The following is a 24,895-nucleotide window of genomic DNA, read 5'->3' as shown; positions in this document are numbered from 1 at the left end:
GCTGATTTTAGCTTACCTGATATACTTCCTGCAAAAATGCTTTCATAGGAGTCAGTTTTCTGCCAATCAGTTTTTCCATATCATCACTTATGACCTCTCCTACTCCCTGGGCCTGCGCCAAAAGGATACTGATGTATTCTTCGGGAATGGCTTTGCCCTGTTGCTTCAAGGTTTCTCTGAATTCTTCTTCCGTCGGGGAAATGTAGTTAATGGTTTTTCCTGTGATTTCTGTTATATATCTAGCAACATCTTCATATCCGTAGGCTTCCGTATTCACAAAATGGTAAGACTTGTTTTCATATCCTTCCGTAGCGAGAATGGTCGCAGTCGCCTCTGCCATTTCTGAACGTAAGGCCACACTTATTTTCCCCTTGCCTGCAGGCAAATAAATCGTTCCGGTTTCCAGCACGTTTCCGATAAAGTAAGGTATGTACTCCATATACAAACTGTTTTTCAGAATGGTATAGGTTAATCCGCTTTCTTTTAACCATTTTTCAGTTTTGATGTGCGCTTCTGCAAAAGTCCATAGCGGAGATTCCGGACCTTCTATCTTTCCTTCACCGCTGGTGTAAATGATGTGTTGAATGCCTGCTGCCGTTGCTGCTTTTAGTACCCGCTCATGTTGTTTCGTGCGGTTAGGGAGATCCGTTCCGGAAACGAACAGTAACTTATCTATACCTGTGAAGGCGTTTACCAGAGAATCGTAGTCGTTATAATCCCCGATAAGGACTTTTATACCCATTTTGCTCAGGTCCGCTGCCTTTTCAGCATTACGTACAAATGCCGCCATCTGGCTGGTCTTTACTCCTTTTTTTAGCAGAAAATCAATGGTTAATTTCCCAAAATGCCCTGTTGCTCCTGTTATTAAAATCATCTTTTTAAATTTTTACTTTTTAAAATACTTTTGTTACCTAAAGGAACTAATATAGTTTCAAAACGTAACCTGTTACCTTTAGGTAACAGGCTAAATAGTGGTAACGATATGGTAACTAAGGATCGCATTTGTAATGACTTTAACGATTGTCCGATAACGGCAACAATGGAAGTAATCGGTGGAAAATGGAAGCCCGTAATTTTGTATAATCTTCTTTCGGGTACGCGGCGCTTTGGTGAAATCGCCATTCGTATTCCTTCCATTTCAAGAAAAGTGCTTACCGAACAATTGAAGGAGCTGGAAAGGGATGGTTTGGTCATACGCAAACAATACCAGGAAATCCCTCCCCGCGTTGAATATTCATTGACGGATAAGAGCAAAAGCCTTACATCCGTTTTTAAGGAGATTGCTGATTGGGGGAATGAAAACCTGTTGTCAAAGCCGGCTCTGGATAATAAACTATAAACAGCTCCTGATCATATGCACAATATCAAGCTCTCAGATGAGCCAATATTATCTTTCAAGCTGAAACAGATCAGATCGCAGGGTAATGAGGACTTTGAAATATACAGGGTGAATAAAGAGCTGGTTCCGGGTAATACATTGTTTTTGCAACCTCACAGGCGCAACTATTATCAGTTTGTATTTGTGAACGAGGGTAGTTCCAGTTTGTGGGTAGATTTTCAATATTATGTGTTCCAGCCAGGGAGGAGTTACAAGATAAATAGACACTTTCCGAATGGCAACACGTACCAGGAAAACTATTTTTTTGACCATGATCACCACTTTTGGAGTAGTCAAAAATATGAATGCTAATGGTATAGTTCAGAATAGTTTAACTATGGATGATTTTTTGGATGATAAAAGAATAGATCAGATGCTCACTTTAAAAAATTTTGAATTACAGATAAGTGATAAGATAGTATTTCGGGGAAGAGAATATTATGAGAATGAGGCTGTTGTGGATCTGGAAGAAACTGAAGAAGGTTTATGGTACGCGGAAGTGATGGGAAACGATACATATGAGGTAGAGGTGAAACTTTCGGGAAAGAACAAAATAGAATCATATTCATGCGATTGTCCCTATGACGGCGATATGTGCAAACATGTGGTAGCGGTTTTATTTACTCTCAAGGAGGAATTACTGAACACTATTGTGAAAAAAAAGACTGATACCGAAACTGATTTTAAGAAGTTATTGCAGAAAATAAGCTTGGAAGAATATCAGGAATTTATTCTGACTCATGCTGCAAGTGATAAAAAATTCAAATCACTATTTCAACGGTACTTCGCAGATAAAGATAGTCAAATGGATATAGCTAAAAGCTGTACCAAACATCTGAAAGGCTTGATAAGGAGCTATTCGAATGGAGATTTCATTGACTATAGATCTATTCATGGACTGGCAGATGAGATTAATAGATTACTTGATGAAAGCCAGCTTCTGATAGAAAAGGGTAATTTTCTCAATGCGTTTATTTTAGCACGATCGGTGTTGATAGAAGTTATTGAAATAATTACTTATTGTGATGATTCCAGTGGCTACATTGGAGCTATTATCAATAGTTCTATAGAATTGATAAAGACTATAGCGGAAGAAGCAAACGTTACAATGGACGTACAGAAAGAAATTTTCGACTTTGTGCAATCAGCGATAAGCCTTCCCATTTATCTTGAATATGGTGATTTTGGATATGAGATGGTAGATATCTATTCTATCCTTGCCATAAAGTTAAATAAGCAGACCTCCTATTTGAATTTTATTGATGGCCAGATTAAAAAGGCATCAACAGCCGAATATTCTTATAGGAAAGATTATTTTCTTGTGCGGAAAATAGCATTTTTAAAAGCTACAGGCAATATTAGTGATGCTCAGGCACTTCTTCAAAAAAATTTGGATATTGTTGATGTTAGACGCGGCGAGGTAAGTCGTTTGGTAGAAGAAGGAGATTTTTTTTCGGCGAAGAAATTAATAATTGAAGGAATTGAAATTGCCCGAAAAAAAGACCATCCAGGGACAGTGACGGGGTGGGAGAAAGAGCTGCTACAGATTGCTTTTTTAGAAAACGATATAGAAACAATTAGGTATTACACAAAGCATTTTGCTTTTGATCGGGGCTTTCATCTGATTTATTACAATCAATGGAAGGGTAGCTTTAATATTGCTGAGTGGGAGCAAGAAATAGAAAAATATATTGAGGAAATTATAGCAAGAGTTGAACTCAAATATCAAAAAGACAAGGGGAAGGTATGGTACTCACCAAGTACATTATTGCTTGGTTTACTCGCCCCTATCTATATCGAAGAAAAATATTGGGATCGGTTACTTAGCCTTATAAGCAATGAAACAGATTTGGATCAATTACTACATTATCATGATCATTTATTGAATATTTACCCCATACAGCTATTAGCATTATATCTTCCCGCCTTTGAACGTAAAGGTGATATAGTAGGAAACCGTCGGGAGTATGCGGATTTGGCTATTAAAATGATAATGGTAATAGAAACTATTCCTGCGGGAAAAGACGAAATCATTTCCATTGCGGAGGAGATATGCCGTAAATATCCCCGGAGGCCTGCAATGATAGAAGAACTGCGTAGGGTAATCAAGCTATAGGGGACAAAGGTCGAACCACTTGCAGAAGTTTATCTGAAATTCAAGTGTTATTAAGAATAAAAATTATTTCAGAAATAAAGAGTTTAACCCAATGAATATACTATTCACTACCTAGGCATTTAAGTTTAAATAAGCCCCTGGTAGAATTGCTTCAAGGGGATCGTTACGATGTTTTCATTCTGCAAATAATGTTCAATACGGGAGGCTTTGCCTACATCAGCAAGGCTCAGTTTGTATTCGATGACCTGATACGATATTTTACATACCTGAACCCTTAGCTGCTCCTGTTCATTATATTCATGGAAATCCTGTTGCAGGTATTTTTCAAAAGTCTTTAATACCTGATAGCAATACAGCACCTGATCTTTGGTGAGGGCGCTGCCTTTCCAGCCAATAAAACGGATGAACATACGCCAGTTGGTCCATTCGATGGGAGTAATTCCCGTTACATATTCCGGTGTGAGTTTAGCAGTCGCCAGCAATAACGCAGCAACCCTGCCTGGGGCAATCTGCTGCCGGTAATAATCCTTCAGCTCCTGCCACGGCGTCCATCTGCTCCTGTCCAGAGAGAGATCCAGCTGACGCAGATAAGCATACAGAAATAATAATAACCCGTAGTTAATAGTGATCTTGTTCATATTATCATTTAAAAACCTTTCGGTTTAGCTAGCGAATCTCTGAAACTATAACTTTCAAATAATGACGACACCGTACTTTCAGCAAAACCAACAGTAGCGCCATTATTAGCTTCTATAAGGGCATTACGGATAACAGGGCTGGCAATATTACCAAGATAACCAGATACAGCAGGCGTAATAGTATTACCGAGCGCAGCACCAGCGGTTGTAGGCCGTTGTCAGACATCCCTGGTGACTTTCACCTCCATTTTTTTCAGTTCTACATATCCAAAATGACTGGCAAAAGCAACATCTGCCGCATCTCTGCCATATGCCATAATCACCCGTCCGCCCACAGGCCGGTCCATTATCGAATCAAATGTATACCATCGCCCTCCTACATACGCTTCAAACCATGCATGCAAGTCCATAGGCTCTAAATCATGAAGATACCCTACCACCATACGGGCAGGTATATCCATATTGCGGCACAGCGCAATAGCCACATGTGTAAAATCACGACATACCCCTGTTTTGCTTAATAGCACATCCATTGCAGACGTAGAGCTGTTTGTACTGCCATACTGACGAGTAAGATTAACATGACACCATTGCCGGATAGCCTCTACCTGCGCATAGCCGGGCAGTACTCCATCTACAATTATTCTAGCGAGCTCTGTTACTTTATCGGATTCGCAATACCTGCTGGGTAGTAAAAACTGTAGTACATGATCAGGGAGATCTTCTATGGGGGTATACGGAGCGTTCATATCCACATCGATATTAGCGTCACATATCGCAACGACACTGCTTTCCAGTGTAAAGGTTCCGGAAGGAATAATAATACGCTGGCAGAGATTACCATATCCGTCTACGTATTCACTCACAGGTACCTGTGGGGATACTACAAACGTTTCCTGCTGTATAAACTGTGAAGGCCCGCTTATGGAACGTAACATAAAAGTACTCGTTACAGGCGACGCCGCATACATTTCGAAGAAAGAAGAAGCTCTTAATAACATATGAGTGAAGTATTTTAGGATATATATTAGAATGCTAAAAGCGAGCCAGTCGGATTACTTTAAATATTATTTGTCTCCAATAGGCGACTATCAGCAAATTCTGTTATCAACGACAAAACGGCCAATCCAACAATTTATGGAATGTTTAGGACACAGGCAGGAGAGATTAAATACTATATTCTTAAAGAGATGAGGCAGGATACCTTCGATAAATTTTACACCCAGTAAGGAACGGGAAGTTTTTTCCATCCAGCTTGAAAAATGCTCAAAAAGTAATCCGAACCCTGAAGAAGCAATCGATAAAGCGCTTTCTCTTCTTCCAATCTTGCTATGGTCCGGCGTTTCAGCAATACCGGAGATAGAGAAAAACTTCAAACTCTTATAATCCCAACGGAATCATCTGGGACTGCCAAATGAGGCATTTCGAACTCCGGAAGTCAATATGATTTTTCACGGATGGCCCATCTGTCGGGCAATTTCCCTGAAAACGAAAAACGTACAAATCATATAGATGATGACTTGTCCTCTTGGTGGGCTATCGAGGCAGCATCAATTGGTCTATTCATCAATAAAAGTCCCTAAAACAAAAAGCCTCCAAATCTTTCGATTTGAAGGCTTAAAGCTTGCGGAGAAGAAGGGATTCGAACCCTTGAAACCCTTTCGAGTTTACACACTTTCCAGGCGTGCCAGTTCAACCACTCCTGCACTTCTCCGAGTAGGTTGAATTTTTATTTCAGGATGGCAAAGGTAGCTATTTATACCAGATTACCAAAATAAAATTTAAATCGATTCCCAGTCGTTGGTATTAGCCGTCAACTCCCCTCTCAGAGAGGTTTCGATCATTGCTTTTGTAGAAGCCGGATCGAGGTCTTGTCCCAGTACGAACATCAGTTTGGTGATCGCAGCTTCAAAGGTCATATCATGACCACTGATCACACCGATCTGCTGTAGTGGCTGACTGGTTTCATATTTACCCAGTTCTACCGATCCACCGTCACATTGGGTGATATCCACAATGATCACTCCTTTCTCTATTGCCTTTTTCAGACATTCGATAAACCAGGGTTGTGTATTGGTATTACCGCTACCGAAGGTCTCCATGATTACACCCCGGAGGCCGCTTACATTTAAGATAGCCTCTACTGCTTTACGGGTGATACCCGGGAACATTTTCAGTACGGTGACATTGTCGTCCAGGTGTTTATGTACTTTGAGCGGCTTATCAGGACAAGGCAATACAAACTGTGTTTTGTATTTGATGTCGATGCCTGCTTCAGCCAGTGGCGGATAGTTCATGGAATAGAACGCTTCGAATTTCTCTGCGTTATATTTCTTGGACCTGTTACCACGGAAGAGCGCGAAGTCAAAATAGATACATACTTCCGGCACAACTACCTGTCCGTTATGACGGGTAGCAGCGATCTCCATAGCGGTGATAATATTCTCCTTGGCGTCTGTACGGATCTTCCCGATAGGCAACTGCGAACCGGTTAAGATGACAGGTTTGGAGAGATTTTCCAGCATGAAGCTCAGTGCTGAAGCGGTGAAGGACATTGTATCGGAGCCATGGAGGATGACAAATCCATCATACCGGTCGTAGCGGTCTTCGATAATAGATGCCAGTTCCACCCATATTTCGGGTTGCATGTCGGAAGAATCGATAGGCGGATTAAAAGCGTATACGTAAAAATCAATCCCCATACGGTATAGTTCCGGAAGATTGTTACGTATTTCATTAAAACCGATAGGACGCAAGGCTTTGGTTTTCTCGTCGTAGATCATCCCAACGGTGCCCCCTGTATAAATAATCAGGATTTTACTCATTGATGCTGCTGTTCCAAATTGCCTGCAAATGTACCGCCTAAAAGGTTAAAGCATTTTGAATAATTTGAGGGCGTTGTTTGTCGTAATAGCAGCTACGTCGGCTATTTTTAGATTTTTTACATCTGCAATCTTTTCACCGATCAGCGGAATGTATGCACTCTCATTCCTTTTACCACGGTAGGGTACGGGGGCCAGGTAAGGCGCATCCGTTTCCAGTACTACGTTTGCAAGGTCTATCTCTTCCAGGATCTTATCCAGCCCCGATTTTTTGAATGTGACTACGCCACCGATGCCAAGATAGAAACCAAGGTCGATGATCTCTTTCGCCTCTTCCAGGGTGCCGGAGAAGCAATGGAACACACCGGAGAGCCGGCCATCCTGTAATGCCTTTACTTCGTCAATACATTCCCGGGTGCTTTCACGGCTGTGAATGGCAACCGGCAGACTATACTCACGCGCCAGTTCCAGCTGTGTGCGGAAGGCTTTATATTGTTGTTCAACGTGTGTCTTATCCCAGTAGAAATCCAGCCCTATCTCTCCGATAGCTTTGAACGGACGCTTTGCTAACCAATCTTTTATGATCCCCAGCTCCTGATCTACGTTCTCATTCACATAGCAGGGATGTACCCCCATCATGGCGAAACACTTGTCAGGGAATTCCGTTTCCAGCGCCAGCATACCGGCTATCGAACTACTATCGATATTAGGCAGGTATAATCGCTCTACGCCTGCTGCCAGCGCCCGCTCTACTACCGCTGTTCTGTCATCCGAAAAATCCTCTCCATATAAATGGGCGTGCGTATCTATCCAATTCATCTATAAAATATTAAATTTTTTTATTCAATTACTAAAAATATTACATTTGTATAATATTTATATTTCAGTAAGTGCTGTACAAAAGTACAGCCGAAAGACCTCATTTAAAACTATACTTATTCTATGAAAAGCTATTTTTGCTTTAACCGTATCTTCGCAGGAGTAATTATCCTGGTATTAGTGGTAACCTGCTTTTTTGCCTGCTCAAAATCAACTGAATCAGCTAGTCCGAATGCGAACCAGGCTGATAATCTTACAATTAATGCTGCTGCCGATCAGGCGATCGTTAGTGGAATATATGATGACCTCTTCGGTATTGCGCTGGAAGTAGGTGCTAAAAATGGTATGAACCAGGCTGGCGGCCGTAAGGCAAATATTGATCTGACTGCTAAACTGGGTAGCTGTGCAGTCGCTGAAATCGACGACGTAAGCGCCGGTCAGTGGCCTAAAGTGATGCTGATCAAGTTTGGTGCTCAATGCGCTGATGCTACTGGCCGTGTACGTGCAGGAAATATCCAGGTAACTTATTCTAACTTCTTCTATTATCCAAATGCAACGATCACTATCAAACCACTGAGCTATACTGTAAACGGTATTGCTGTACAGGGTACTAAGGTGATCACCAACCTGAGCTCCAACAGCGAATATAAATACAGCGCTGTTATCAATGATGGCGTACTGAAACTGGATACCGTAACAGTAAGCTATAAGAGCAACCGTACCATCAAACAGACTGACGGTTTAAGTACCCTGTTGGATGTGACAGATGACGTCTTCAGCATCTTCGGTACTGATTCCCTGATCTATCCGAATGGTACCGCCGCTGCAATCACCGTTGGTGAGGCAGATGCACTGGAAAGAAGGATCGAATGCCCATGGTTCAGCAAAGGTAAAGCCCTGGTTACAGTAGGTAATATCTCTGCGAATGTAAACTATGGTAATGGTGTGTGTGATGACTCAGCCAGCATCGACCTGGGTGATAAAGTGAAAAGCATTAAATTGCCTAAATAATAGCAATAATAATTCATGAAAAAGCCCGGGTTTGTCGCCCGGGCTTTTGTATTTTAATAAGGGATTGCTTCCATATTCAATTTCTCCTTGCGAAAGTATTCCAGTACTCTGGGTAAGGCATATTCCAGCCGGTCCCAGGCTTTTGTGCTGTCGTGAAACACAATAATAGACCCTGGTTTCGCCTTAAACACCACATTCTGTACGCAGTCCTCTCCGCTCTTTTCTGTATCAAAATCAGCGCTTAATACATCCCACATGATCACTTGTGCATTAGGGATCAGCTTCTTCAGGTGTTTTACCTGGAATGGAGTGATCCTGCCATAAGGCGGACGGAATAAGGGGGAACTGATGTATTTACGGGCTTCGAGAATATTCTCCATGTATTTATCCGTCCCGGTTTTCCAGCCGTTCAGGTGGTTATGGGTATGATTGCCGATATGATGGCCTTCTTCCAGGATCTGTTGATAGATATCCGGATACTCAATAACGTTTTTCCCTATACAGAAAAACGTTGCTTTCGCCTCGTATTTACGGAGTTGTTCCAGTACAAAGGGAGTCGCCACCGGGTGAGGGCCGTCATCAAACGTGAGGTATACAGATGGCCTGGCCGGGGAAAAGTTCCAGGTGCAGTTTTTATACAGTGCTTTCAGCAGCCCAGGTGTTTTCGTAAGATAAAACATGGATGTCGCGATTGAAAAATAAAGGTAGCTAAATCTTTCTTTACCTTTGCGGCATGCAACATCAGAAAGTAAGGGTACGCTTTGCGCCCAGTCCAACAGGTGGCCTGCACCTCGGAGGTGTACGCACGGTTTTATTCAACTATTTATTTGCAAAGCAGCACAATGGTGAATTTGTGCTTCGTATAGAAGATACTGACCAGACCCGTTATGTACCGGGCGCGGAGGAATATATCATAGAATGTCTGCGCTGGTGTGGTCTGAATGCGGATGAAGGTCCGCATGTAGGTGGCCCTTATGCCCCTTACCGCCAGAGCGAACGTAAAGCACAATACCGTCAGTATGCAGAACAGCTGGTAGCAGCTGGTCACGCCTACTATGCGTTTGACACACCGGAAGAACTGGAAGAAATGCGTAGCAGACTGAAGACCGAGCATAATCCTTCTCCTCAGTATAATGCTGCTGCCCGTCAGCAGATGCGTAATTCTATCAGTCTGTCAGCAGAAGAAACAGCGGCACTCCTGGAAAAAGGGACGCCGCATGTCATCCGTATTAAAATGCCACAGGGTGAAGAAGTTGGGTTTACCGACATGATCCGCGGTCATGTACAATTCAATACCAGCACTGTCGATGATAAAGTACTGCTGAAAGCAGATGGTATGCCGACCTATCACCTGGCTGTGGTAGTAGATGATTATCTCATGAAGATCACGCACGCTTTCCGTGGCGAAGAATGGCTGCCTTCAGCGCCAGTACACCTGTTGCTGTGGAAATACCTGGGATGGGAAGCTCAGATGCCTAACTGGGCGCACCTGCCACTGATCCTGAAACCTGACGGTAACGGTAAACTGAGTAAACGTGACGGCGATCGCCTGGGTTTCCCGGTATATGCGATGAACTGGGCGGATCCTAAGACAGGTGACATGACCACCGGTTTCCGTGAGAAAGGTTTCCTGCCGGAGGCATTTGTGAATATGCTGGCTATGCTGGGTTGGAACGACGGTTCCGGTCAGGAGATATTTACAATGGACGAACTGATCGCCCGTTTCTCTCTGGATCGTGTACACAAAGCAGGCGCTAAATTCGATTTCGAAAAAGCAAAATGGTTCAACCACCAGTACCTGTTGCATGCAGATAATAACCGTCTGGCAGAACTGTTTATGCCGGTACTGAAAGAAAAGAATGTCAACGCATCTCCTGAATACGTAGCGACAATCGCAGGTCTCGTAAAAGAGCGTTGTGATTTCGTGAATGATATCTGGGATCATGCTTTCTTCTTCTTCCAGGCGCCTGAAACATTCGATATTGCTGCGGTGAAACCTAAATGGAATGCAGATAAAACACAGTTCTTCCGTGACTGGGCTTCTATCGTAGAAGGATTGTCTGATTTCTCGGCTACTTCATTAGAAGAAAGCTTCAAAACGCTGGCTGGTTCTATGAATATCAAACCAGGCGAATTACAGCTGCCATTTCGTATCATGCTGTGTGGTGGTAAGTTCGGTCCGCCGGTATTCAATATCGCAGAAACCCTTGGTAAACATGAAACCATTGCAAGGATCATGAGAGGACTGGATGCGATCAATGCATAAGATGACTGTTGATATTTTCAGATAAAAGAAAAAGGAGAGGTATTGTACCTCTCCTTTTCTTTTATCTGAAATATCGGATTATCCTTTCTTAGCTTCCTTCGCCCAGGCATCTTTCAGTGTCACTGTGCGGTTGAATACTACGTTATCAGGAGTGCTGTCAGCATCTGCAGCGAAATAGCCTTTGCGCAGGAACTGGAAGCGTTCGCCTGGTTTAGCATTCAGCAGACTTGGCTCAACATAAGCCTTTGAAATGACCTGCAGGGAATCAGGGTTGATATAAGATTTGAAATCACCTTCTTCATTACCTGGATCTTCCACTTTAAACAGGCGGTCGTACAGTCTTACTTCAGCTGTAGCTGCATGTGCTGCACTTACCCAGTGGATCGTTCCTTTTACGGTCAGACCGCTGGTATCGCCACCGCTTTTGCTTTCCGGCAGGTAGGTAGCATAGATAGTCGTGATATTGCCATCTGCATCTTTTTCAAAGCTTTCGCCTTTGATGATGTAGGCATTTTTCAGTCGTACAGCCAGACCTGGGCCAAGACGGAAGAATTTCTTAGGCGGTTCTTCCATGAAGTCTTCACGCTCGATGTACAGTGTATTGCTGAAAGGCAGGATACGTGTACCGGAGTTTGGATCTTCCGGGTTATTTTCTGCGGTCATCTCTTCTACCTGACCTTCAGGATAGTTGGTAATTACCAGTTTAACCGGATCCAGTACTGCGAATACGCGGTTTGCTGTTTTATTCAGTTCCTCACGGATACAGAATTCCAGCAGACTCACATCGATCATATTATCACGTTTCTGGATACCAATGCGTTCACAGAAAGCGCGGATACTTGCAGGTGTATAACCACGACGACGCAGACCACTGATGGTCGGCATACGTGGGTCATCCCATCCGCTGACGTGTTTCTCGTTCACCAGCTGCAGAAGTTTACGTTTGCTCATTACCGTATAGGTAAGGTTCAGACGGGCAAATTCATATTGGCGGGACGGGAATATTTCCAGTTGCTCGATGAACCAGTTGTACAACGGGCGGTGAGGAATAAACTCCAGGGTACAGATGGAATGGGTGATCGTTTCGATGCTGTCGCTTTGTCCGTGGGCAAAGTCATACATCGGATAGATACACCAGCTGTCACCGGTACGGTGGTGATGCGCATGTTTGATACGATAAATGATAGGATCACGCATGTGCATGTTTGGAGAAGCCAGGTCTCCTTTTGCACGTAATACCTTTTCGCCGTCCTTAAACTCTCCTGCACGCATACGGGCGAAGAGGTCCAGGTTTTCTTCTACACTGCGGTTGCGGTAGGTAGTGCCTTTACCCGGTTCGGTCGGCGTACCTTTAGAAGCCGCGATTTCTTCAGCGGTAGAGTCATCTACGTAAGCCAGTCCTTTATTGATCAGTTTTACTGCGAAGTTGTATATCTGTTCGAAATAATCTGAAGCATACAGTTCCTGTGCCCATTGGAAGCCCAGCCATTGTATGTCGGCCTTAATGGAATCCACATATTCAGTATCCTCCGTAACGGGATTGGTATCGTCAAAACGGAGGTTGGTTTTACCGTTGTACTTCTGGGCGATGCCGAAGTTGAGGCAGATGGATTTAGCGTGACCAATGTGCAGATAGCCATTTGGTTCCGGAGGGAAGCGTGTAAGCACCCTGCCGTCATTGACGCCGTTGGCAATGTCCTCTTCTATAATCTGTTCCAGAAAATTGAGGGTCCTTTCTTCACTCATAAGGTTTAATATATTTCGGACGGCAAAGGTAGTAAAAAGTCCACAGACCCCTTCAGATAGTAAGGTATGCAATGAGACGGCGGTAGACAAACCAAAAAACCTATATTTACAGACTTAACAAAATCAATTATGGTCAACCCCCTGCAACGTCCTGTGCGCGTGCTGGTGGCCAAGGTTGGTCTTGACGGCCATGACCGCGGAGCGAAAGTGATCGCGGCAGCCCTGAGAGACGCCGGTATGGAAGTGATTTATACCGGTTTGCGTCAGACGCCTGAAATGGTGGTCAGCGCAGCCCTTCAGGAAGATGTAGACGCCATTGGCGTAAGCATCCTCTCCGGCGCACACATGACGGTTTTTCCACGTATTATGACCCTTATGAAAGAGAAAGGGATGGATGATGTATTGCTCACCGGTGGTGGCATCATACCGGAAACGGATATGTCCCGGCTCAATGAATTAGGTGTCGGAAAACTGTTTCCACCCGGTACACGTACCGAAGATATCGCAGCCTATATCACCGATTGGGTGGCCACTCACAGAGATTTCTAAAAAAAGTCTGTTTTTTTGAAACCTTTGCCGTGTCCGGTCGTCTTTGTGCTATACTTAACCCGATTTAAACAGACTGATTGCTATGACACGTAAGCTTTACTTTATTCCATTGCTGCTGCTTTCCATGCTGCAGTTGCCCGCGTTTTCCCAGGAAAATACCGATACCGTCCGGAAAGTGATCGACGAGGCAACTGTCTCCCATACGCATCGCGTATCCAGGCGTAGTTATACCACCTGGGGTGGAGACGGCCCCCTGTTATCATTCGGACGCGATATCCGGGAATCCGGCAACCATGTGCGCAGTGTGCCCCGCTTTACTTTCTTTTTCAATATCGGGCATAATTACAACTACGACTTCGGACGGAATGTGGGTATTTTCACAGGACTCAATCTGAAGAACATCGGCTTGATCACCAAAGATGATAAAGACTCCGTAAAGCTGAAACGACGTGTATATACACTTGGTGTCCCGCTGGGGATAAAGATCGGCGATCTGAAAAGAGGCTTTTTCTTCTTTGCCGGTGGTGCTTATGATCTGGCATTCAATTACAAAGAGAAGAAGTTCATCAACGGCGACAAAAAAGAGAAGTTCAATGAATGGTTCAGCGACCGTACGCCCCTGCTGATGCCGTCTTTCTTTGCCGGTATCAGGGTGCATCCGGGCTTCGGACTGAAAGTACAGTACTATCCTGATAATTTCTTTAACAAGGAATATAAGGAAACCGGCAACAGTAGTGGGGCTACTTATCCTTACCAGAACCTGGACGCCAAGCTGTTTTTCGTGACGCTCAGTTATGACTTTCACGGGCATAATATTCACAAGCATGTGAAGGAAAAAGCAGTGCGTTATCATCGGAAATACGAGAAGAACTTCTGATAACTGAAAGTCTTCGACAAGATAAGTTGAATGATAATATTATCGATTTTTCATCTTTGAATATCGTATATTAGAAATGACGGGTGACTGAGAATGTGCAGTCAAATGCCCGTCATTCCTTTTTTATCGTAATCCTGTGCTCCTGTATTATTTTCACATGCCGTAATAATCCTTTTACTTTCTCTTGAAGCCGTTTTAATAAGTCTGTTCTCATTCCTGAAGGGTGTGTTTTGACGCCATTATTCCCACTTTCCTTATTAATTCCCTGCTGTTAAAATAATATTACAAGTTTTACTTGGAAAATGCTGCCAGGTTAAAGCAGTCCCTGATTGTCAGTGCGTCGTAACAATGTTTAAAACCTTAAATTAGCCATCTAACAAAACCCGGATCTCATGTATCATACCATCAAAACAGAACTCAAGGATAATACCCTCTTTATCTACATTAACCGCCCCGATAAGCTGAACGCACTGAATCAGCAGGTTATGTCAGAACTGGCGCTGGCTATCGATGAAGTATATTCCAATAAAGATATCCGCAGTGCCGTGATCACCGGGGAGGGAGATAAAGCGTTTGTGGCAGGGGCTGATATTTCCGAATTCCTGGCATTATCTGATCAGCAGGGAGCAGAGCTGGCTAAGAAAGGACATGTGGTTTTCAAGCATATAGAAGATTGCCCCAAACCTGTGATTGCCGCTGTGAATGGTTTTGCACTGGGGGGAGGTTGTGAACTGGCGATGGCCTGTCACTTCAGGATTGCAGCTACCAATGCGAAGTTCGGTCAGCCGGAAGTAAACCTGGGACTGATCCCTGGTTATGGCGGTACGCAACGCCTGACGGCGCTCATTGGGAAAGGGAAGGCCCTGGAACTCATGATGACAGGCGATAGGATCAGTGCAGAAGAAGCACTGCAATGGGGACTGGTAAACTATGTAGTAGCGCCGGCCGACCTGCTGCCGAAAGCAACGGAACTATTGCAGAAAATACATACAAAAGCGCCGCTGGCCATCGCCCGCGTGATCAAATGCGCCAATGCCTCCCAGAATTATGCGGTAGATGGTTTTGAAATAGAACTGAACGAATTCGGCGCCTGCTTCGCGACCAAAGATATGCAGGAAGGCGCCTCTGCCTTTATACAGAAAAGGCCGGCAGTGTTTACGGGGGAATAAAAAATTAGGAATTAAGAATTACCTTATAATGTCTTCATAATAACGCCAATAGTGTGCTATTTATAAGACCGGCTTCATCCAGACGGACGCTGTTTTCTAATGGAAGGCTAACCAATTCCTAATTCGTAATTCCTAATTCGTAATTCTTATGTACGTTTGTACCGCAAAAAATCAAGCATATGGAATATAGAATAGAGAAAGACACGATGGGCGAAGTGAAAGTACCTGTAGATGCTTACTATGGTGCTCAAACTCAACGTTCTATCGACAATTTCAGGATTGCTCAGGATATCAACAAAATGCCAAAGGAAATTATCCAGGCATTTGCTTACCTGAAGAAAGCGGCCGCGCTGACCAACCTGGATGCGGGTGTACTGTCTCAGGAGAAAACAACTTTGATTGCACAGGCTTGTGACGAGATCCTGGCTGGTAAACTGGATGATCAGTTCCCGCTGGTAGTATGGCAGACTGGTTCCGGTACACAGTCGAACATGAACGTGAATGAGGTGGTTGCTTATCGTGCACACGTTATCAACGGTGGTCTGCTGACTGATAAAGAGAAAGCAGTGCATCCAAATGACGACGTGAACAAATCACAGTCGTCCAACGATACTTTCCCTACTGCTATGCACATTGCTGCATATAAAATGCTGATCGAGACCACTATTCCAGGTATCGAAAAGCTCAGAGATACACTGGCAGAAAAAGCAGAAGCTTTCAAGCATATCGTGAAAATCGGCCGTACCCACTTTATGGATGCGACGCCGCTTACACTCGGACAGGAAATTAGCGGTTACGTTTCACAGCTGAACCACGGTCTGAAAGCCATCAAAAATACACTGGAACACCTGAGCGAACTGGCCCTGGGCGGAACTGCAGTAGGTACCGGTATCAACACGCCAAAAGGTTATTCTGAGAATGTGGCTAAACACATTGCTAACCTGACTGGCCTGCCATTCATCACTGCCGAAAACAAATTTGAGGCACTGGCCGCACACGATGCAATCGTAGAAGCACATGGCGCTCTGAAAACAGTTGCAGTAAGCCTGATGAAGATCGCCAACGATATCCGTATGCTGAGCTCCGGCCCACGCTCCGGTATCGGTGAACTCCACATCCCTGACAACGAACCAGGTTCTTCTATCATGCCGGGTAAAGTAAACCCGACACAGTGTGAAGCGCTGACAATGATCGCTGCACAGGTACTGGGTAACGATGTGACGATCAACATCGGTGGCGCTACAGGTCACTTCGAACTGAACGTGTTCAAACCTGTAATGATCTATAACTTCCTGCACTCTGCACGCCTGATCGGTGACGGTTGTGTAAGCTTCAATGATAAATGCGCAGTAGGCCTCGCTCCTATCGAAGCAAATATCAAAAAACACGTAGACAACTCACTGATGCTGGTAACTGCCCTGAATACAAGAATCGGTTACTACAAAGCAGCTGAGATCGCGCAAACGGCCCACAAAGAAGGTACTACCCTGAAAGAAATGGCGGTGAAACTGGGTTATGTAAAACCAGAAGAATTCGACGAGTGGGTAAACCCGATCAACATGGTGGGTGATATCAAATAAAATATCGCAAACGATATACAATAACAAAGGGGTATCTATACGAAATAGATACCCCTTTGTTTTAACCGGTAATCCGGTTTATGTTAGTGTAAGAGTGTAATGATAATCGTGCGGAGACTCAACAGGATGATCAGTGTTCCTACCATGATCATCAACGGTTTACGCTTGATCTTTCTCACCAGCACCGCCGCAAACGGAGAGGCTATCACACCACCGATAATCAGACCAATGATAACCGGCCAGCCGGCAATTGCCCCAAAGATAAGAAATGTACCTGCACTGGAAAGTGATATGAAAAATTCAGCTGCATTTACCGAACCGATCGTGTAGTGCGCCGAACGTCCCTTGCTCAGCAAGGTAGACGTTACAATCGGACCCCATCCGCCACCACCGAAAGAATCCATAAAGCCGCCAAAAAACGCCAGTGATCCCAGACGTTTGGTCTTGCTTTTTGCTTTTTTAGGTAAAAACGCTTTTCTCAGTACAATCGCACCTAATATCAGCAGATAAGCGCTGATAAAAGGTTTTACATTCTCTTCCGTGAAATAGGAAAGGAAAGGTACTGCGGAAGAAATCGCATTCATATTGGAGATCAGGAAAGACCCGGCAATAGACCCGATAATACCTGGTACCAGCAGATACAGAAACAACTTCTTATTCACATTCCCGAAACGGAAATGCGATATTCCGGAAGCGCCTGTAGTAAATACCTCTGCTACGTGTACACTTGCGCTGGCAACAGAAGGAGGAATGCCCAGCCCTAGCAGTAAAGAAGACGAGGTCGCGCCATAAGCCATACCCAACGCTCCATCCACGGTCTGCGCCGCCAGACCTACCAGGATATAGAACAACAGTTCCCTGGTAAAAAGAGACTGCGTAAACTCGTAAACGCGCGTATGCGTGGCCGCTGAAGTGCCATAGTAGGTCAAAACGCCTATTCCTGCTAATACAGCCACCGCAATAAGACCTATCAACAGCCATAAGAACGGGCGGTGACGGTTTTCCTCATTGACAAGGTCTATTAACAATTCCTGACGTTCCACGGTAGCATACTTTTTTTCAAGTTGGTCTATCTCCTCGTTGTGCGACATGTATTACTTCAGTTATATAGTCTATAGATATGATAGACTAAGGTATGTTTAAATCATCGGATATCCAAATGCGGGAGATTAAAATGTGATGAAGAATATTAAAAAAGATGGACTGTGAAGACGAAGAAACTATCCATAGGAGCAAAAAAATCACCCGCCGGACAAACAACGCTGCCGGCGGGTGACATTTATTTTTCTGTAATAATTATTTCTTCTTGAAAGGCAGATCGTAGGTGATGGCTACATAATAGAGGCCTTTGATGGTCGGGCCACCTACATACTGGAAGTAAGAAGTATTGAAGATATTGGATCCACCCACTTTTACAGATGTATGCAGTTTAGGTAAGCCGTAGGTCACCTGTGCATCCACCGTGCTGTAAGCCGGCACATCGCCGTTACCAAACAGGTTCTGCCAGTAGAACTTATCCTGCCAGTGCCATACTACGTTGAAACCCAGGTTACGTGCTACCTGTCTGTTACCGAAGCTGACATTTGTAAACCATTTCGGCGTATTGAAACCAGGGATCAATGCATCGTCTTTGGTCTTATCCTGCGCCAGGGTATTGTAGTTGGCGTTACCGCTGATGGTAAAGCTCTTCAGGAAGTTATAAGTTACACCCACAGCGAAACCATAGTTCTGTACAGTGGATTTACTGTTCGTCCATACCCTGTAACGGTTCTGGAACTGTTTATCATACATCTGATTGAGTACTTCCTGCGTCGGATTACTGACATTGCCTGTTTGAGGAACTGCTACTTCCACCTGTCCGATGAAGTGATTGTAAGTATTGAAATAACCGTCGATATCTACAAATACCTTGTTATCAAACAGTACGCTTTTATAACCTACTTCGAATGACTGGATCTGCTCCGGTTTGATAGGATCAAGATTCGCTACTTTCAGCACTTTGGCATTCTGTACTTCTGCATCCGCACGGCTCAGGGTAGGATCGGCATTGGTTGCCTTATTTACGGCAGTCGTAAAGGCAGTAGCACTGGAAGTCAGATAGGAATTCTTGAAATATCCCAGTCCTTCCTCAATGAATGCCAGTCCGCCGACACGTCTCACCCCACCGTTGTTCACGAAGGAATAAGCCTCAAATAGAGAAGGGAAGCGGAAACCGTTCTGCCAGGAAGCGCGGAAGTTATGACGCTGGTTTTGCGTAGTATACACCGCAGCTATACGGGGATTAAATTTACCGGAGAATTCCTGGCTTTTATCGTAACGAAGAGAAGCCGTTACTTTCAGCTGATCATGTAGGAATAACTTGCTGCCCTGTACGAAACCACCCACTTTACCATACCAGATGTTTTTGCCACCAGGTGTATTACGTTTATCCAGTGGTTTGGTGAGATCAACAAAGTTATTACCATCAGGAATGATCTCATAAGTACGATAGTCTGCGCCTACCAATACATCCATGAAATGCACATATTTACGCAGGTTCCAGGTACCTTCTGCATGATAGAAATGGCTCATCTGCAATAAAGCAGCGCCACCGCTTTTGTTGGTACTGTCTTTTGATACCGGGTAAATATCCCAGTCATTGATGCCCTTGATCTTCGCTAACTGTGCATCAAAAGCTGCAGTACCAGGTGTCCAGCGACCTTTATCAGCAGCAGCACGCGCTGCTCTGTGAGCTTCAGCTACATTACTGCCAGTCGCGTCGAGTGCTGCATTCAGCGCATTTTTGTAGTCAGCCTGCCATTGTTTATCTGTCTTGAAAGATTTTTCCAGGTTATCTGCCAGTGGGTTCATATTGTATGAATCACCGGTGTTTTCCAGGGACATATAAGAACGGAAAGTGAAGTCTTCTCCTACTAATTCCACTTTATGATTCTGTACGACTACATTTTTCAGACCGATACGGTTACCACGCTGAAAGAAACCATCCATTTTACCAATACGGTAGGTATAGGACGCCTCAATCTTTGGCGTGATCTTGTAATGCAGCGCACCATCAAATTTGATGTTCTTTACCTTATAATCACCCACCAGGTCTTTTTCCCAGTAACCTGTACGCGATACGTTATAGGATTTACCATTTTTATCAGTGATCGGGAATGTGCTCTGGTCTGCATATTTATTCCAGGCATCATTGGCTGTATTGTCAGCACCTACCAGTTGCGGGAAGTCCGGATTGGCTTTAGTGCCAGGGTTGAAGTCATTGTGACTGTCTGCATACCAGTCAGTACCTTCCATGTAAGAGAAGTTCACTTTGAATGCGAATTTCTTACTCAGGGCCTGTGCATAACGGAAAGAGCTTTCAGTGATCGGCTTCGGAGAACTGCCTTTGCCGTCAAAATGGTTGACTGCTACTTTCTGGTACACGCTGATACCCTGATACTGGAAAGGATTTTTGGTAATCAGGTTGGACATACCGTTCAGCGCATTCATACCATAGAGGGCAGAAGATGCACCAGGTGTTACCTCAATGCTCTGTATATCCAGTTCTGTGGGCCCGATAGCATTACCCAATGGTACACCCAGCGTAGCAGCCTGGTTGTCCACCCCATCGATCAGCTGCATGAAACGGAAGTTATTAGGTACATTAAAACCACGTGTATTAAAGACTTTAAAGGTCAGACCTGCAGTGGTCATCTGAACCCCTTTCAGGTTACCGATCGCGTCATAGAAAGAGGCTGCCGGAGTTTCCTTCAGGGCTCTTACGTCTAGTTTTTCGATGGCGACAGGCGATTTCAGTAATTTTTCCTGTTGACGGGAAGCTGATACCACGACTTCATTTACCAGGAGAGACTGGGTCACCAGCTGTATCTGTAAACGGCTATTGCTGTTTTTTACATCAAATTCCTGCGGCTGATAGCCCAGGAGGCGGATCTGCAGTTTAAGAGGAAATCTGGTATTGGCAGTTATTTCAAACCGTCCGGTACTGTCGGTTGTAGCGCCGAAGGAAGTACCCTTGATCTGAACAGTAGCGCCTGGCAAAGGTTCCCCTTTGTCACCGGCAATCTTGCCACCAAGGATATAAGAGCCGTTCAGCTGTGCCTGGGCCAGTACAGGCATTAATAACACGAACAGCCATAGGTATGCAATACGAATAGTGCGTCTTTTTGCGGACATAACTATAGTTTATAATATATGAATTGGTCTTGTGAATAAATATGTGGGGTTTTACCCCTATGGATTCATTGGGGCAAAGCGGTGCGTAGCGCTCAACAACATCGTAAAGAAGTGTCCATCGTTTAATTTATTGGTGGTGAATACTACTTTTAGCTTTATTAGATCTATTAGTCTATCGGAATTGTGGACAAATGTAATGCGGCATTTCAAGTTTTCAAAGAAAACGTTAAAAAAAAAGCGGTCCACCATCGGCAGACCGCTTTCTAAAATATGGTGATAAGCTTATTTTGTCGCTGCAACAGCTTCTTTATCAGCTTCTTGTTTTGCAATGTGCTTGTGGAAGAAACGTTTCTGGAATATCAGGATGGTGATCACACCAACAGAGATAGCCGCATCCGCGATATTGAAGATCGGGTTGAAGAACACGAAATACTCCCCACCTTTAAATGGGATCCAGTTAGGCAGGTAGCCACGGTAAACAGGAAAATAAAGCATATCCACTACTTTACCATGAAGGAAGGAAGCATATCCCCCGCCTTTTGGCAGGAAGGTAGCTACATCGTAGAAGTTCGTTTCTGAAAATATCAGTCCGTAGAACATACTGTCTATCAGATTTCCTGCCGCTCCAGCCAGGATCAGGGCGCCACAAACCAGCAAACCGGTATGGTGCTGCTGTTTTACCAATGTCTTCATATACTTGAAGCCAATGACTACGGCTGCCAGACGGAAAAGCGTCAGTAATACCTTACCCCATTCGCCTCCCAGTTCCAGGCCATAGGCCATACCTGGGTTCTCGGTAAAGTGAATGCGGAACCAGTTAGGAAATATGATGAATTCCTGGCTAAAGTTCATGTGGGTTTTTATCCAGAATTTTAATGCCTGGTCAAAAACCAGCACCAATGCAACAATCCAGATTACGTGACGATATTTCAAAGGTTTCAAATTTTATCAAAAATAATAATAATGTGCAAAATCGGAATTTCCGGTCACTCCTCGAAATATACCCGCTTTACCCGCTGCGAAATTCCTGTTAATATTTCATAAGGAATGGTGTCTGCCCAGGCAGATACCTGCTGTACCGGCAGCTCATTGCCAAATACGATCACTTCGTCTCCTTCTGCCACTTCCGGAATATTGGTTACATCCAGCATCAGCATATCCATCGCCACAACACCTGCCACAGGGGCCAGTTGCCCGCGTACGAGCATCTTTCCCTTTCCGTTGCTCAGGCGGCGGGGATAGCCGTCAGCATACCCGATGCGTACTGTTGCCGTCACAGATGGCCCTTTCGCCACCCATTTGGCCCCGTAACCTACTGTATCGCCGGTGGACAGGTGTTTTACCTGTGCAACCGTTGTTTTCAGCGTACTGGCCGGACGTAACTGGTCCTGTATCTTGTTGGCGCTGTCTATGCCATACATGCCGATACCCAGTCTGACCATATCCAGCTGGAGGTCAGGATGACGCTCGATAGCTGCGCTGTTTGCAATATGCCTGATCACTGTATAGCCCAATGCCTTTTGCAGTTCGTGGCTCATTTCGAAGAATAACTGTCCCTGCTGTTTGGTGAAGGCGTCCATTGCCGGATCTTCACTGGCGGCCAGGTGACTGAACACAGAATTTACTTTCAGATAGATATTATCACTCAGTAAACGGGCCAGCTCGGGGATGTCTTTCTTCTCAAAACCCAGCCTGTGCATACCTGTATCCAGTTTAATGTGTACAGGGAAACCGGTTTTACCGGCCAGCTGTACTTCTTCTTCAAACTGTTTTAACAGGTGGAGGGAGTATATTTCGGGTTCCAGATTCCATTGGAGGATAGCGTCAAAAGAACTGGGTTCAGGATTCATGACCATAATCGGCATCGTAATGCCTGTTCGCCTCAGATCCACACCTTCATCAGCATAAGCAACGGCGAGGTAATCTACACCATGGAACTGCAATAGGTTTGCAATTTCAAAACTTCCGCTGCCATAAGAGAATGCTTTCACCATGGCCATCAGTTTGGTACCCGGCTTCAGCAACGACTGATATTGCTTTACGTTGTGCGTTACAGCACTCAGATTGATCTCCAGGATTGTCTGGTGTACCTTCTGTTCCAACAGCTTACCAATCCGCTCAAATTCAAATATACGCGCGCCTTTCAGGAGGATGGTTTCATGCTGAAAATCCTGCTGATTGAATTGCTGAATAAATTCTTCTGTCGTCAGGAAAAAACTGCTTTTCAGACCAGTGATCTGTTGAAAGCTTTTTTTCTCTCTGAAAATATTTTTCCCGATACCGATCACTTTATTGATGCCTTTCTGCTGGAGCAGACTAGCCACTTCCTCGTACAAAGACGCATCGCTTTTGCCACTCTGCAGGATGTCACTGAGGATGACCGTACGAGTAGGATGCTGCTGTTGTTGTTGCAGGAATTCCAGTGCAATGGCCAGTGAGCCAAGATCGGAATTATAACTGTCATTGATGACAGAGCAGTTGTTGATCCCCTGTTTCAGTTCCAGGCGCATGGCTATATTGCCCAGCTGGTCCATCCGTTGTTGTATTACAGAATGTTCCATACCCAGGTGCAGCATCAGCGCCCAGCAATGTATGGCATTCTCCACTGAACCTTCATCTACAAAGGGAATATTGATGTGGATGGGAATGGTCTGATATAATGCGTCAATACGGGAATGATGCTCACTTTTATCAACGCTGATAATGCGAAGATCTGCTTCCGTTTTACGGGACCAGGTAAACAGCTGTAAACCACCTTCATGGTTATCTTTCTTGCCTACCAGGTTGTGAAAATTCAATACACATTCGTTCAGTGCGAGATAGTCCTTGGAATAGATCAGCAGGTCGCTTTTGGAAAACAAAACCAGCTTTTCATTGATCTTCTGACGGATGTTCAGGAAGCCCTCATTATGCGCTTCTCCGATATTGGTAAAAATGCCGATGTTCGGGCGGATAATCTTTTCAAGATGCTCCATTTCCCCTGGTTGGGAAATGCCTGCTTCAAAAATAGCCAGCTGGTGCTCCGGTTTCATCTGCCATACAGAGAGTGGAACGCCGATCTGAGAATTATAGCTTTTAGGACTGCGGACGATATTATAATCTTTCTCCAATAGCTGATACAGCCATTCTTTGACGATGGTTTTACCGTTACTGCCGGTAATACCGATCACAGGTATATGGAACTGCTGCCGGTGATAAGCTACCAGCGCGTGCAGTGCCTGCATTGTGTCTTTTACTAATATGATGTTGGCTTTCGGATATTTCCCCTCTGGCACAGGTTCACTTACAATGAAATTGGAAACACCTTTTTCGTACAGCTCCTGTATATACTGGTGTGCATTACGACGGCTGCTTACCAGTGGTATAAAAAGAGATGTTTCAGGAAAGCTGAGTTTCCGGCTGTCCAGCAAAATGTGTTCAATCTCCGGATTACCCGTCTGCTGCAATAGTTCACCTTTCAGCACTTTGCTGATACTTTCTGCGTTATACACGTGTGGTTATATTTTGATGTGAAAAGCGTGCTTGCGTTTCACTGCTTCCCTTAATGATTCCGGGTTTACCGGGTATTAATTTTATTTAAAAGTTGGCGCTGGTTTTTCAGGGGTTCAGGTAGCCGCTTTTAAATTATCGTTGGGCAAATATATGGGGAATAGTCCATAGTCAATAGACTTCCGTCCATAGATATGCCCATTCCATGAATATTTGATGACTATCGCGGATAGTCTGTGGCTGTGATTGTTACGAAAAACTG

Annotated in this window: 19 protein-coding genes and 1 tRNA gene; 8 read left to right on the top strand and 12 right to left on the bottom strand. The window is 44.5% G+C overall.

What is annotated here, in order from left to right:
- Nucleotides 1-7 precede the first annotated feature (7 nt).
- Nucleotides 8-874 (bottom strand): SDR family oxidoreductase, encoded by an 867-nt coding sequence (locus tag CPIN_RS01250; protein WP_012787929.1) that lies wholly within the window; start codon nt 872-874, stop codon nt 8-10.
- A 108-nt stretch (nt 875-982) separates the two neighbouring features.
- Between CPIN_RS01250 and CPIN_RS01245 the strand changes: the two genes are divergently transcribed.
- Together CPIN_RS01245 and CPIN_RS01235 are read left to right on the top strand one after the other, a co-directional pair.
- The gene (locus tag CPIN_RS01245; protein WP_012787928.1) at nt 983-1,339 is read left to right on the top strand and encodes a winged helix-turn-helix transcriptional regulator; all 357 of its coding nucleotides are present in this window, start codon (nt 983-985) and stop codon (nt 1,337-1,339) included.
- 274 nt (nt 1,340-1,613) lie between these two features.
- Nucleotides 1,614-3,494 (top strand): SWIM zinc finger family protein, encoded by a 1,881-nt coding sequence (locus tag CPIN_RS01235; RefSeq protein WP_083781054.1) that lies wholly within the window; start codon nt 1,614-1,616, stop codon nt 3,492-3,494.
- Nucleotides 3,495-3,619: 125 nt separating this feature from the next.
- Here the strand turns inward: CPIN_RS01235 and CPIN_RS01230 are convergent, their stop codons facing one another.
- The 5 genes from CPIN_RS01230 to CPIN_RS01210 form a co-directional block, all read right to left on the bottom strand.
- Complete coding sequence (locus tag CPIN_RS01230) at nt 3,620-4,132, bottom strand: hypothetical protein (RefSeq protein WP_012787925.1); 513 nt, start codon at nt 4,130-4,132, stop codon at nt 3,620-3,622.
- Nucleotides 4,133-4,350: 218 nt separating this feature from the next.
- Entirely contained in the window at nt 4,351-5,133 is a 783-nt protein-coding gene (locus tag CPIN_RS01225; protein ID WP_012787924.1) for a transglutaminase-like domain-containing protein, read from the bottom strand.
- A gap of 626 nt (nt 5,134-5,759) precedes the next feature.
- Nucleotides 5,760-5,846, bottom strand: a tRNA-Ser gene (locus CPIN_RS01220).
- 67 nt (nt 5,847-5,913) lie between these two features.
- Entirely contained in the window at nt 5,914-6,957 is a 1,044-nt protein-coding gene (locus CPIN_RS01215; RefSeq protein ID WP_012787923.1) for an asparaginase, read from the bottom strand.
- A gap of 45 nt (nt 6,958-7,002) precedes the next feature.
- Entirely contained in the window at nt 7,003-7,773 is a 771-nt protein-coding gene (locus CPIN_RS01210) for a TatD family hydrolase (protein ID WP_012787922.1), read from the bottom strand.
- Nucleotides 7,774-7,896: 123 nt separating this feature from the next.
- Here CPIN_RS01210 and CPIN_RS01205 point away from each other — a divergent pair, with 123 nt between their 5' ends.
- Nucleotides 7,897-8,784: a hypothetical protein gene (locus CPIN_RS01205; protein WP_012787921.1), complete on the top strand. Its 888-nt coding sequence runs from the start codon at nt 7,897-7,899 to the stop codon at nt 8,782-8,784.
- Between the two features lie 53 nt (nt 8,785-8,837).
- Here CPIN_RS01205 and CPIN_RS01200 read toward each other — a convergent pair whose 3' ends face one another.
- Nucleotides 8,838-9,464 carry a polysaccharide deacetylase family protein gene (locus CPIN_RS01200; protein WP_012787920.1) on the bottom strand — a complete coding sequence of 209 codons (627 nt, stop codon included), beginning with the start codon at nt 9,462-9,464 and terminating at the stop codon, nt 8,838-8,840.
- 53 nt (nt 9,465-9,517) lie between these two features.
- On the opposite strand from CPIN_RS01200, the gene gltX reads away from it, so the two are divergent.
- Nucleotides 9,518-11,050 carry a glutamate--tRNA ligase gene (gene gltX / locus CPIN_RS01195; protein WP_012787919.1) on the top strand — a complete coding sequence of 511 codons (1,533 nt, stop codon included), beginning with the start codon at nt 9,518-9,520 and terminating at the stop codon, nt 11,048-11,050.
- A gap of 78 nt (nt 11,051-11,128) precedes the next feature.
- On the opposite strand, the gene CPIN_RS01190 is transcribed toward gltX, so the two are convergent.
- Nucleotides 11,129-12,796 carry a glutamine--tRNA ligase/YqeY domain fusion protein gene (locus CPIN_RS01190; protein ID WP_012787918.1) on the bottom strand — a complete coding sequence of 556 codons (1,668 nt, stop codon included), beginning with the start codon at nt 12,794-12,796 and terminating at the stop codon, nt 11,129-11,131.
- Between the two features lie 129 nt (nt 12,797-12,925).
- Here CPIN_RS01190 and CPIN_RS01185 point away from each other — a divergent pair, with 129 nt between their 5' ends.
- From CPIN_RS01185 to fumC, 4 genes are all read left to right on the top strand, one after another.
- Nucleotides 12,926-13,345, top strand: a complete 420-nt coding sequence (locus CPIN_RS01185; RefSeq protein ID WP_012787917.1) for a cobalamin B12-binding domain-containing protein — start codon at nt 12,926-12,928, stop codon at nt 13,343-13,345.
- Nucleotides 13,346-13,427: 82 nt separating this feature from the next.
- Nucleotides 13,428-14,222, top strand: coding sequence for an outer membrane beta-barrel protein (locus tag CPIN_RS01180; protein ID WP_012787916.1), 795 nt, complete (start codon nt 13,428-13,430; stop codon nt 14,220-14,222).
- A gap of 392 nt (nt 14,223-14,614) precedes the next feature.
- Nucleotides 14,615-15,391 carry an enoyl-CoA hydratase/isomerase family protein gene (locus tag CPIN_RS01175; RefSeq protein ID WP_012787915.1) on the top strand — a complete coding sequence of 259 codons (777 nt, stop codon included), beginning with the start codon at nt 14,615-14,617 and terminating at the stop codon, nt 15,389-15,391.
- Nucleotides 15,392-15,570: 179 nt separating this feature from the next.
- Nucleotides 15,571-16,971 carry a class II fumarate hydratase gene (fumC, locus tag CPIN_RS01170; protein ID WP_012787914.1) on the top strand — a complete coding sequence of 467 codons (1,401 nt, stop codon included), beginning with the start codon at nt 15,571-15,573 and terminating at the stop codon, nt 16,969-16,971.
- Nucleotides 16,972-17,054: 83 nt separating this feature from the next.
- On the opposite strand, the gene CPIN_RS01165 is transcribed toward fumC, so the two are convergent.
- From CPIN_RS01165 to CPIN_RS01150, 4 genes are all read right to left on the bottom strand, one after another.
- Nucleotides 17,055-18,062, bottom strand: coding sequence for a sulfite exporter TauE/SafE family protein (locus CPIN_RS01165; protein ID WP_012787913.1), 1,008 nt, complete (start codon nt 18,060-18,062; stop codon nt 17,055-17,057).
- Between the two features lie 205 nt (nt 18,063-18,267).
- Nucleotides 18,268-21,144: a TonB-dependent receptor gene (locus tag CPIN_RS01160; protein ID WP_012787912.1), complete on the bottom strand. Its 2,877-nt coding sequence runs from the start codon at nt 21,142-21,144 to the stop codon at nt 18,268-18,270.
- A gap of 282 nt (nt 21,145-21,426) precedes the next feature.
- Complete coding sequence (locus CPIN_RS01155; RefSeq protein ID WP_044220625.1) at nt 21,427-22,077, bottom strand: lipoprotein signal peptidase; 651 nt, start codon at nt 22,075-22,077, stop codon at nt 21,427-21,429.
- A gap of 53 nt (nt 22,078-22,130) precedes the next feature.
- On the bottom strand, nt 22,131-24,635 hold the full coding sequence (locus tag CPIN_RS01150) for a bifunctional UDP-N-acetylmuramoyl-tripeptide:D-alanyl-D-alanine ligase/alanine racemase (protein ID WP_012787909.1): 2,505 nt from the start codon (nt 24,633-24,635) through the stop codon (nt 22,131-22,133).
- Nucleotides 24,636-24,895 lie beyond the last annotated feature (260 nt).

It is taken from the genome of Chitinophaga pinensis DSM 2588, assembly GCF_000024005.1.
In the GTDB taxonomy this organism is placed as follows: domain Bacteria; phylum Bacteroidota; class Bacteroidia; order Chitinophagales; family Chitinophagaceae; genus Chitinophaga; species Chitinophaga pinensis.
The sequence above is the reverse complement of the archived record's forward strand: the minus strand, read 5'-3'. Positions and strand labels throughout refer to the sequence as shown.